Here is a 12,074-nt window from a genome sequence, read left to right as displayed (position 1 = left end):
ATACCCCCCGAGGGTATATGGTGTGGATATGGATATGACGGGCACGGATATGACCGCTCACGCGCAGCACGGCCATTCCGGGCATGAGGGACACGGCGGCCACGGCGATCACGTGGCGCAATTCCGCAGACTGTTCTGGATCATGCTCGCCCTGGCGGTACCGACCGTGGTGCTGTCGCCGATGTTCGCGATGCTGCTGGGCTACTCGATCCCGGACGTGCCCGGCGTCGGCTGGGTGTCGCCGGTACTCGGCACCGTGATGTACCTGTGGGGCGGGCGACCGTTTCTCACCGGCGCAGTCAGCGAGATCCGTTCCCGGGCCCCGGGGATGATGCTGCTCATCGGCCTGGCGATCACCGTAGCGTTCGTCGCCTCATGGGGAGCCAGCCTCGGGCTGGTGCACCACCAGCTGGACTTTTGGTGGGAGCTGGCGCTGCTGATCGTCATCATGCTGCTCGGGCACTGGATCGAGATGCGATCGCTGGCCCAGACCACGTCCGCACTCGACTCCCTGGCCGCCCTGTTGCCCGACGAAGCCGAACGCGTCGAGGGCGACCCCGAGCGCGTCGTCACGGTCACCCCCGACGAGCTTCGCGTGGGCGACGTGGTGCTGGTCCGGCCCGGTGGCAGCGTGCCCGTCGACGGCCGGATCGTCGACGGCGCTGCCGACATGGACGAATCCATGGTGACCGGCGAATCGCGTCCGGTACGCCGAAGTGTCGGGGACGACGTCATCGCCGGCACGGTGGCCACCGACTCAGGGTTGCGGATCAGCGTGACGGCAGTCGGCGACGACACCGCGCTGGCCGGTATTCAGCGGCTCGTCGACGACGCGATGAACTCGTCCTCGAAGGCCCAGCGGCTGGCGGACCGGGCCGCGGGTTGGTTGTTCTGGTTCGCGTTGGGGGCGGCCGTGCTGACCGCGATCGTCTGGACCCTGCTGGGCCAACCCGACCAGGCCGTGGTGCGCACCATCACCGTCCTGGTCATCGCCTGCCCACACGCGCTGGGCCTGGCGATCCCGCTGGTGGTCGCCATCGCCACCGAACGTGCGGCGCGCGGTGGGGTGTTGGTGAAGGATCGGCTGGCCCTGGAGACGATGCGCACGGTCGGTGCGGTGCTCTTCGACAAGACCGGAACCCTCACGCGTGGCGAACCCGCGGTGACCGCGGTGTTGGCATCGGGCCTGGCGGAGCACGAACTGCTGACCCTGGCCGCGGCGGCCGAATCTGCCTCCGAACACCCGCTGGCCAGGGCGATCGTGGAGGCCGCGCAGCGTCGCGAGCTGTCGCTGTCCGCGGCGAGCGCATTCAGTTCATCCCCGGCGGTCGGGGTCAGCGCGACGGTCGACGGCCGGCACGTGCAGGTCGGCGGCCCACGGCTGCTGGAGCAGGAAGGCCTCGAACCCGCCGCACCGGAGCAGACGGCTCGCTGGCACGGCGCCACCGTGCTGCACGTGCTGGTCGACGGAAAGGTGGTCGGTGCGCTGGGGCTGGCCGACGAGGTGCGGCCGGAATCGCGCCAGACCGTCGATGCCTTGCGGGAGCAGGGCATAACCGTCGTGATGATCACCGGTGACGCCGAACCGGTGGCCGCCGCGGTCGCGACCGATCTCGGTATCGATCGCGTCTATGCCGGGGTGCGGCCGCAGGACAAGGCAGCCAAGGTGGCCGAGCTGCAGCATGAGGGGCGTCCGGTCGCGATGGTCGGCGACGGTGTCAACGACGCACCCGCGCTGGCCCAGGCCGATGTCGGAATCGCCATCGGCGCAGGCACCGACGTGGCGATCGCCTCGGCCGGCGTGATCCTGGCGAGCTCGGACCCGCGGTCGGTGCTGTCGGTCATCGAATTGTCCCGCCAGTCCTACCGAAAGATGCGGCAAAATCTCTGGTGGGCAGCGGGTTACAACCTGATCGCGGTTCCGTTGGCGGCCGGTGTGCTGGCAGGGATCGGTTTTGTGATGCCGATGTCGGTCGGCGCGGTGCTGATGTCGGTGTCGACGGTGGTGGTCGCCCTCAACGCGCAGCTGCTGCGTAAGCTCGATCTGCGGCCCGAAACTGCGGTCAAAACGTCGCGCGAGCAAACTCTAAGAATCTGACTAGGCTTTCCTGCAAACCGGATAGCCGCTTATAACGGCTGTATAACGCCTGTGTTAAGTCTATGTAGCAAATGGTCCAGACTGGCCGTTGACTCGGAGTGGACGGGGTGCACCCCTCACAGCTGTTTGTCAGGTACGCGAAATGGCAAGGCGCACAAAGTATTTCAAGACTGCCGTAGGATGGGCGGCAAGATCCGAATGGGATGGGCGGGCAACCTGGTTAGGCTTAGCTAAGTTGGCATGTCGCACGGTGTTTGCCCTATTGTTTTGTCACTTATGGCGTGTTGGACATAGCCGTCGTTCAGTGGTGCACGAACGGCCTCCCTCGCCGAGTGGCTAACGCCAGCTCGTAAGAGAGCGTGGTTGGAGGGCTAGGTGATAATGGCTCCAAAGCAAATCGGGTTGTACAACTCGGCGTACGAACACGGCTCCTGCGGCGTCGCGATGATCGCGGACATGCACGGCCGTCGTTCGCGCGACATCGTCGACAAAGCGATCACCGCGCTGCTGAATCTTGAGCACCGCGGTGCCGCGGGCGCTGAGCCCAACACCGGCGACGGTGCAGGCATCCTGCTGCAGGTGCCCGACGAGTTCCTACGCGCGGTCTGCAAGGAGCAGGAAGGCTTCGAACTTCCGCCCGAGGGCAGCTATGCGACCGGCATCGCCTTTCTGCCGCAGTCCTCGCGCGACGCCAAGCTGGCGTGCGAGGCCGTCGGAAAGATCGTCGAGGCCGAGGGCCTGCAACTGCTGGGTTGGCGCGACGTCCCGCACGACGATTCCTCGCTGGGCGCCCTGGCCCGCGACGCCATGCCGACCCTGCGGCAGGTCTTCATCGGCGGCGCCGAAGGCATGGAGCTGGAGCGCCGCGCCTACGTCATCCGCAAGCGTGCCGAGCACGAACTCGGCACCAAGGGACCCGGCCAGGACGGCCCCGGGCGCGAGACCGTGTACTTCCCCAGCCTGTCCGGCAAGACGATCGTCTACAAAGGCATGCTGACCACGCCGCAGCTGCGCGCGTTCTACCTGGACCTCCAGGACCAGCGGCTCACCAGCGCCCTGGGCATCGTGCACTCGCGGTTCTCCACCAACACGTTCCCGTCGTGGCCGCTGGCCCACCCCTTCCGCCGCGTCGCGCACAACGGTGAGATCAACACCGTCACCGGCAACGAGAACTGGATGCGGGCCCGTGAAGCGCTCATCCACACCGACGTGTTCGGGTACCACAACGACCTGAACAAGATCTTCCCCGTGTGTACGCCGGGCGCGTCGGACACCGCCCGGTTCGACGAGGTCCTCGAGCTGCTGCACCTGGGCGGACGCCCCCTGCACCACGCGGTGCTGATGATGATTCCCGAAGCCTGGGAGCGCAACACCGAGATGGACCCGGCCCGCCGGGCGTTCTACCAGTACCACGGCTCGCTCATGGAGCCGTGGGACGGACCTGCCTCGGTGTGCTTCACCGACGGCACCATCGTCGGCGCCGTGCTCGACCGCAACGGCCTTCGCCCGTCGCGGATCTGGGTGACCGAAGACGGCCTGGTCGTCATGGCATCCGAGGCCGGCGTGCTGGATCTCGACCCCTCGACCGTCGTGCAGAAGATGCGCCTGCAGCCCGGCCGCATGTTCCTGGTGGACACCGCGCAGGGCCGCATCGTCTCCGACGAAGAGGTCAAGGCCGAGCTGGCCGCCGAGCATCCCTACCAGGAGTGGCTGGACGCGGGCCTCTTCCACATCGATGAACTGCCCCAGGGCAAGTACGTCAAGATGCCGCACCACCGGGTGGTGCTGCGCCAGCAGGCCTTCGGCTACACCTACGAAGAGCTCAACCTGCTGATCGCCCCCATGGCCCGCACCGGCGCCGAGGCGCTCGGCTCGATGGGCACCGACACGCCCATCGCGGTCCTGTCGCAGCGGCCACGGATGCTGTTCGACTACTTCCAGCAGCTCTTCGCCCAGGTGACCAACCCGCCGCTGGACGCCATCCGCGAAGAGGTGGTCACCAGCCTGCAGGGTGTCATCGGTCCCGAAGGCGATCTGCTCAACCCGGACGAGAACTCCTGTCGCCAGATCGTGCTGCCGCAGCCGATCCTGCGCAACGCCGAGCTGTCCAAGCTCATCGACGTCGACCCCGACCATGAGATCCGCGGTCGCAAGCACGGCATGCGGGCCGCGGTGGTGAGCTGCCTGTATCCGGTCGCCGACGGCGGCTCCGGCCTGCGTCGGGCCCTGGAGGACGTGCGCACCAAGGTGTCGCAGGCCATCCGCAACGGCGCGCGCATCATCGTGCTCTCCGACCGCGAATCCAACGAATGGCTCGCGCCGATCCCGTCGCTGCTGTCGGTCGCCGCCGTGCACCACCACCTGGTCCGCGAACGCACCCGCACCCAGGTCGGCCTCGTCGTCGAATCCGGCGACGCCCGCGAGGTGCACCACATGGCGATGCTGTGCGGGTTCGGTGCTGCCGCGATCAACCCGTACATGGCCTTCGAGTCGATCGAGGACATGATCGACCGCGGGGTCATCACCGGGCTGACCAGTGACCAGGCCAAGGCGAACTACGTGAAGGCCGCAGGCAAGGGCGTGCTGAAGGTGATGTCCAAGATGGGCATCTCGACCCTGGCCTCCTACACCGGTGCCCAGCTGTTCCAGGCCATCGGCGTCAGCCAGCGCGTGCTCGACGAGTACTTCACCGGATTGCACTGCCCCACAGGCGGTATCGATCTCGACGACATCGCCGCGGACGTGGCGGCCCGGCACGAGCTGGCGTACCTCGACCGTCCCGACGAGTGGGCGCACCGCGAGCTCGAGGTCGGCGGCGAATACCAGTGGCGGCGCGAGGGTGAATACCACCTGTTCAACCCCGACACGGTGTTCAAGCTGCAGCACTCGACCCGCACCGGGCAGTACTCGGTGTTCAAGGAGTACACCCAGCTGGTCGACGACCAGAGCGAGCGGATGGCGTCGCTGCGCGGTCTGCTGAAGTTCAAAGAAGGTGTGCGGGAACCGATTTCGATCGACGAGGTCGAGCCGGCCAGCGAGATCGTCAAGCGGTTCTCCACCGGCGCGATGAGCTACGGCTCCATCTCGGCCGAGGCGCACGAGACGCTGGCCATCGCGATGAACCGCCTTGGCGGCCGGTCCAACTCGGGTGAGGGCGGCGAGAGCGTCGACCGCTTCGACCCCGACGCCAACGGCGACTGGCGGCGCAGTGCCATCAAGCAGGTGGCCTCGGCCCGGTTCGGTGTCACCAGCCACTACCTGACCAACTGCACCGACATCCAGATCAAGATGGCCCAGGGCGCCAAGCCCGGTGAGGGCGGACAGCTTCCGGGTCACAAGGTGTACCCGTGGGTGGCCGAGGTTCGGCATTCGACGCCGGGCGTCGGGCTCATCTCGCCGCCGCCGCACCACGACATCTACTCGATCGAGGATCTGGCGCAGCTGATCCACGACCTGAAGAACGCCAACCCGGCAGCCCGTATCCACGTCAAGCTGGTCAGTGAGAACGGCGTCGGAACCGTGGCCGCCGGTGTCTCCAAGGCGCACGCCGACGTGGTGCTCATCTCCGGGCACGACGGCGGTACCGGCGCCACGCCGCTGACCTCGCAGAAGCACGCCGGTGCCCCGTGGGAGCTCGGCCTGGCCGAGACGCAGCAGACGTTGCTGCTCAACGGGCTTCGCGACCGGATCGTCGTGCAGGTGGACGGTCAGCTCAAGACGGGCCGCGACGTGGTCGTCGCGGCGCTGCTCGGCGCGGAGGAGTTCGGTTTCGCCACCGCACCCCTGGTGGTCTCGGGTTGCATCATGATGCGGGTCTGCCACCTCGACACCTGCCCGGTGGGCGTGGCGACGCAGAACCCGGTGCTGCGGCAGCGGTTCAACGGCAAGCCCGAGTTCGTCGAGAACTTCTTCATGTTCATCGCCGAGGAAGTCCGGGAACTCATGGCGCAGTTGGGCTTCCGCACCGTCAACGAGATGGTCGGCCAGGTCGGCGCGCTGGACACCAGCCGGGCCGCAGAGCACTGGAAGGCCTACAAGCTCGATCTCGCGCCCGTGCTGCACGAGCCGGAATCGGCCTTCATGAACCAGGACCTGTACTGCAGCTCGCGACAGGACCACGGCCTGGACAAGGCACTGGATCAGCAGCTCATCGTGCAGAGCCGTGAGGCCCTGGACAAGGGTACGAAGGTCCGGTTCTCCACCAAGATCACCAACGTCAACCGCACCGTGGGCACCATGCTGGGCCATGAGGTCACCAAGGCCTATGGCGCGCAGGGGCTTCCGGACGGAACCATCGACATCACCTTCGACGGTTCGGCAGGCAACAGCTTCGGTGCGTTCGTGCCCAAGGGCATCACGCTGCGGGTCTACGGCGACGCCAACGACTATGTCGGCAAGGGCCTGTCGGGTGGCCGCATCGTGGTGCGACCGTCGGATAACGCCCCGGCCGATTATGTCGCCGAGAACAACATCATCGGCGGCAACGTGATCCTGTTCGGCGCCACCAGCGGCCAGGCGTTCCTGCGCGGTGTGGTGGGCGAGCGGTTCGCGGTGCGCAATTCGGGTGCACACGCGGTCGTGGAAGGCGTGGGTGACCACGGCTGCGAGTACATGACCGGCGGCAAGGTGGTCATCCTCGGTGCCACCGGCCGCAACTTCGCCGCCGGCATGTCCGGTGGCGTGGCCTATGTGTACGACCCGGCGGGCGCACTGCCGGGGAACGTGAATGCAGAGATGGTCGATCTCGACGCTCTGGACGACGCTGACCGCGAATGGCTGCACGGCATCATCACCGCGCACGTCGACGCGACGGATTCGGCCGTGGGGCAACGGATCCTGGCCGATTGGGATGGCGAGATGAAGAACTTCGTTAAGGTTATGCCGCGGGATTACAAGCGGGTGCTGACGGCGATTGCCGAGGCCGAGGCCGCCGGTTCCGACGTCAACGATGCGATCATGGCGGCGGCCCGTGGCTGATCCGAGCGGCTTCCTCAAGCACACCAAACGCGAACTGCCGGCCCGGCGGCCGGTGCCGCTGCGCCTGCAGGACTGGAAAGAGGTCTACGAGGACTTCTCCCACGAAACCCTGCAGGTTCAGGCATCACGATGCATGGACTGCGGTATCCCGTTCTGCCACAACGGTTGTCCACTCGGGAACCTGATTCCCGAGTGGAACGACCTGGTGTTCCGGGACCGCTGGCGGGACGCCATCGAGCGGCTGCACGCGACCAACAACTTCCCGGAGTTCACCGGTCGGCTCTGCCCGGCGCCCTGCGAGGCGTCGTGCGTGCTCGGGATCAACCAGGACCCGGTGACCATCAAGCAGGTCGAGGTCGAGATCATCGACAACGCCTTCGAGCAGGGCTGGGTCAAGCCGTTGCCGCCGGAGGTGTTGACCGGCAAGAAGGTTGCCGTCGTCGGATCCGGCCCCGCAGGCCTGGCCGCCGCGCAGCAGCTGACCCGCGCCGGGCATGACGTCACCGTCTTCGAGCGCGCCGACCGCATCGGCGGGCTGCTGCGCTACGGAATCCCCGAGTTCAAGATGGAGAAGCGTCACATCGACCGCCGTCTGGAGCAGATGGAGGCCGAAGGCACGAAGTTCCGCACGGGCGTCAACGTCGGTGTCGATCTCACCGTCGAGCAGCTGCGCGAGGACTTCGACGCGGTGGTGCTCGCAGGCGGTGCGACCGCCTGGCGCGACCTGCCGATCCCGGGCCGCGAACTCGACGGCATCCACCAGGCCATGGAGTATCTGCCGTGGGCCAACCGCGTCCAAAACGGTGACGATGTGCTCGGCCCCGACGGCGAACCGCCCATCACCGCCAAGGGCAAGAAGGTCGTCATCATCGGCGGCGGCGACACCGGCGCGGACTGCCTCGGCACCGCACACCGGCAGGGCGCGGCCAGCATCCACCAGTTCGAGATCATGCCGCGGCCGCCGGAGTCCCGTGCGGATTCGACCCCATGGCCGACCTATCCCTTGATGTTCCGGGTGTCCTCGGCGCACGAAGAGGGCGGCGAGCGGGTCTTCTCGGTGAACACCGAGCAGTTCGTCGGCACCGACGGGCGGGTGACCTCGCTCAAGGTGCACGAGGTCGTCATGAACGCGGGCAAGTTCGAGAAGGTCGACGGGTCGGACTTCGAGCTGGACGCCGACATCGTGTTCCTCGCCATGGGCTTCGTCGGTCCCGAGCGTGAGGGACTGCTGACCGAGCTGGGTGTCGAGCTGACCGACCGCGGAAACGTGGCGCGCGACAACAACTTCCAGACCACTGAGCCGGGCGTGTTCGTCGCGGGCGACATGGGGCGCGGACAGTCTCTGATCGTGTGGGCAATCGCCGAGGGCCGCGCTGCCGCAGCCGGCGTCGACAATTACCTGATGGGCCACAGCGCTCTACCGGCGCCGATCAAGCCGACCGCCGCGCCGCAGCGGTAAAGGCCCGGTGGGCAGGGGGATGGTACTGCGCCGTCGTGTGGTCTGCGGCGCAGTCATCATGGCCGTGCTGGCCGTCGCGGTGCACAACCACCTGGTGCCGTTCCAGACGCAGTTCTTCGGGTTGACCGAGAACAACTACGATCTGGACACCTACCGGGCGGCTGTGCACCAGGTCTGGGACGGCAGAGGCCTGTACGACACGCCGGCGCTGCGCGGAGCGTGGTTCGTCTACCCGCCGTTCGCGACCCTGGTTCTCGCGCCGTTCGCCTGGCTCGGCTTCGACGTCGCGAAGTACGCCCTTCTCGCGCTGTCGATCTGCGTGCTGGGGCTCATCGCGTGGCGCATCATGCGCCTGGCCGGCTTTCGCGCCGATGCCCGGTTGGGCGTGATGAGTGGTGCGCTGGCCGTCATCGTCATCGATCTCGAGCCCGTGCAGGCGACGCTCTGGTGGGGGCAGATCAACGTCCTGCTCATGGCGCTGGTGCTGCTCGACCTGTTGCGTCCCGCCGAATCCCGCTGGCGCGGGACGGGTTTGGGTATCGCCGCGGGTATCAAACTCACCCCGCTCGTGTTCCTGCCGTACCTGCTGCTCACGCGGCAATGGCGGGCATCTGCCACTGCCACAGTGACATTCGGTGCCACCGCAGCACTGACCTGGCCGCTGCTGCCGCGCGACAGCGCCTGGTTCTGGACTCACCTCGGCGACACCAGCCACATCAGCCGTCTGGATCATCTGGCGAACCAGTCGATCAACGGCTTTCTCGCCCGGTTCTTCGCCCCGAATCCCCGCCCGGAGTGGCTGTGGATCGCCGCGAGCCTACTGGTGGTTGCCGTCGGTCTGGCCGTTGCGACATGGGCCCAGCGACGCGGTGAACCGGTGCTGGCGGTAGTGCTGGTCGGCTTGATGGGTTGCGCGGTGTCGCCGTTCAGTTGGGCGGCGCACTGGGTGTGGTTCGCCCCGGCGTTCTTCTGGCTCGTGGCGAAAGCGTGCACGACCCGAGGGCACTGGGCCCGCGGGTGGGCCTACCGTGCCGCCGCGCTGGTCGCGATGACGTTCATGTGGACGCTGCACCGCCCCGGACGCAACCACACCACCATGTACTTCAGCGGCGTGTACTGGAACTTCATCGATCTACGCGCTTTTTGGGTCGGCCAGCTCGCGAGCGGCTGGTATCCGCTGGTGTTCCTGTGCTTCACGATCGGCGCGGCGAGCTGGTTGCAGCTGAGCGGGCGTGACGAGATAGCCATGGCGACATCTGATCTGGACGACTACCCGCCGGAGTTTCTCGATGAGCGGCTGGCGCTGACGGATGTCGAGGACGCGGGGTCCGGCGCCGATCGCCTCGTGCAGCCGCGATAGCGGCACAGACGGATTCTCCATAGCGGCGATTACTGACATCTATCGTTGACGCATGGAGCTGCGCCACGTGCGTTACCTGCTTGCCGTCGCCGAGCACGCAAACTTCACGCGCGCCGCCGAGACCCTGCACATCTCCCAGCCGACGCTGTCGCAGCAGATCCGCCAGCTTGAGCGGACGCTGGGGGTGCAGCTGCTGGACCGGTCCGGGCGCGCGGTCCGGCTCACCGATGCCGGCGAGGCGTTCGCCGACCACGCCCGTAGCGCGCTGCGCGATCTCGAAGCCGGTGAGCGCGCCGTGCACGACGTCCGGGATCTGTCCCGCGGCCATCTGCGCATTGCGATGACACCCAGCCTCACCGCCTACCTGATCGGGCCGCTGGTACATCGGTTCCGCACTGCGCACCCGGGGATCACGCTGACCGTCACCGAGACCACGCAGGATCGCATCGAGGCCGATCTGCTGGCCGACCGCCTGGACCTGGGCCTGGCCTTCAGCGGCAGCCATGCGGCGGGTGTCGACAGCTCGCCGTTGTTCATCGAATACCTCGGCCTGGTGGTCGGATCGTCGCATCCGCTCGTCGCCGAATCCGGTTCGGTCGCGGTGAGCCGGCTCGCGGCTCAACCACTCGCGTTGCTCAGCCGGGATTTCGCCACCCGCACGCACATCGATGCGTATTTCGCCGCGTGCCAGGTAGCCCCGCAAATCGCGATCGAAGCCAACTCGATCAGCGCGCTGGTCGAAGTGGTGCGCCGTGGGTCCATCGCGACCGTCTTACCGGACGCCATCACCCGGGCGCACCCTGACCTGCACGCCGTTGCGCTCACACCCGAAATGCCCACACGAACCGTCGAGATGCTCCGCCGCGGGGCCGCCTATCACTCGGCGGCCGCGCACGCGTTCGCCGCGCTGGCCAGGGCCGAGGTGCAACCGGGCTGATCCCGACTATTGGCGATATCGATCGGGCCAATGGGTTACAGGTATTGGACGCTATGGGAGTAGGCCGGGCACTCTCGGCGGGGTCATCAGAACCACGAGACCACGAGGACATCCCATGGCACACGCACAACTCGATCCCACAGCCCGCGAGATCCTGGCGGCCGAAGCCGTCGCTGCCAAGACCGCCAAAGATCTGACCTGGCAGCAGATCGCCGATGCCGCCGGATACTCGGTCGCATTCGTCACCGCCGCGGTGCTCGGCCAGCACGCGCTGCCGCCGGAGGCCGCGGTGGCTGTCGCCGAGCTGCTCGGCCTGGACAGCGGCGCGGCGCAACTGCTGCAGACCATCCCGACTCGCGGATCGATTCCCGGAGGCGTCCCCACCGATCCGACCATCTACCGCTTCTACGAGATGCTGCAGGTGTACGGCACCACGCTGAAGGCGCTCGTGCACGAGCAGTTCGGCGACGGCATCATCAGCGCCATCAACTTCCGGCTCGATGTGCAGAAGGTCGCCGACCCCGAAGGCGGGGAGCGCGCGGTGATCACGCTGGATGGGAAGTATCTGCCCACCAAGCCGTTCTGACCGCCGAGCTGGATGTGCGTTGACGGAGTTTTCTTAATATTTGCCCGCTTTGTTACGCCATCGTGATGTTGGGGCGCAAACACGGCGACAACGTGATGCAGGCCACGCGGAGGCCGATATTTGACGCCACAACAATCACATCAGTATCACCAGAAACATCGGCTTTTTATGCGGCGTGGCTCGCACTGTTTGCCAATGAACAGGTATCTAATGACTTCATGAGAGTGCTGCGGTAACGTAGAGCTACGGGTACAGCTATCAAAACGTCGCAGGAGTGATCACCGTGTACAACATTCCGCTTAGCCGGTCGCGGATGGGTCGAATCGCCTGGTCATGGTTCCGCCACCCCGTGAAGAGCCGTGAATTTCCGGCCAAGAACGAACGCCTGGTGACCCCCGACGAGCTACTTCGCTTCGGGGTCTGAGCCGTCGGCGTGCCAGTGTGCCGCCGGTAGTGTCGACCCCCTGGTCGCATTTGCTTCGTTGAAACTGTCAGGGTCTGACCTGTTATAACGAGTGCTGTCGGCGTTGCCGAGCACAAGTACCCGGAAAACCATCGGCGCCGCCCCCCCCCCCCGCGGCGGGGGGGGGGGGGGGGGGGGGGGGGGGGGGGGGGGGGGGGGGGGGGGCGCGCGGGGGGGGGGGGGGGGGGGGGGGG

Annotated in this window: 6 protein-coding genes; all 6 read left to right on the top strand. The window is 66.9% G+C overall.

Translation table 11 applies throughout. From position 1 onward, the window contains the following. Positions 1-28: 28 nt before the first annotated feature. The 6 genes from BST13_RS34955 to cynS all read left to right on the top strand — a co-directional run bounded on the left by BST13_RS34955 (position 29) and on the right by cynS (position 11,417). Positions 29-2,098 (top strand): heavy metal translocating P-type ATPase, encoded by a 2,070-nt coding sequence (locus tag BST13_RS34955; protein ID WP_425437095.1) that lies wholly within the window; start codon positions 29-31, stop codon positions 2,096-2,098. Between the two features lie 381 nt (positions 2,099-2,479). Beyond that, positions 2,480-7,075, top strand: a complete 4,596-nt coding sequence (gene gltB, locus BST13_RS34950) for a glutamate synthase large subunit (RefSeq protein ID WP_083170398.1) — start codon at positions 2,480-2,482, stop codon at positions 7,073-7,075. After that, positions 7,068-8,534 carry a glutamate synthase subunit beta gene (locus BST13_RS34945; RefSeq protein ID WP_083170396.1) on the top strand — a complete coding sequence of 489 codons (1,467 nt, stop codon included), beginning with the start codon at positions 7,068-7,070 and terminating at the stop codon, positions 8,532-8,534. The genes gltB and BST13_RS34945 overlap by 8 nt, the downstream gene beginning before the upstream one ends. A gap of 19 nt (positions 8,535-8,553) precedes the next feature. Continuing rightward, the gene (locus BST13_RS34940; protein ID WP_083170395.1) at positions 8,554-9,894 is read left to right on the top strand and encodes a glycosyltransferase 87 family protein; all 1,341 of its coding nucleotides are present in this window, start codon (positions 8,554-8,556) and stop codon (positions 9,892-9,894) included. Positions 9,895-9,946: 52 nt separating this feature from the next. After that, positions 9,947-10,831 carry a transcriptional regulator CynR gene (gene cynR, locus BST13_RS34935; RefSeq protein ID WP_083170393.1) on the top strand — a complete coding sequence of 295 codons (885 nt, stop codon included), beginning with the start codon at positions 9,947-9,949 and terminating at the stop codon, positions 10,829-10,831. Positions 10,832-10,946: 115 nt separating this feature from the next. Further along, on the top strand, positions 10,947-11,417 hold the full coding sequence (cynS, locus tag BST13_RS34930; protein ID WP_083170392.1) for a cyanase: 471 nt from the start codon (positions 10,947-10,949) through the stop codon (positions 11,415-11,417). Positions 11,418-12,074 lie beyond the last annotated feature (657 nt).

The organism is Mycobacterium aquaticum (genome assembly GCF_002086485.1).
In the GTDB taxonomy this organism is placed as follows: domain Bacteria; phylum Actinomycetota; class Actinomycetes; order Mycobacteriales; family Mycobacteriaceae; genus Mycobacterium; species Mycobacterium aquaticum.
Note: the sequence above shows the minus strand (reverse complement) of the source record. Positions and strands in the feature narration are given on the sequence as shown.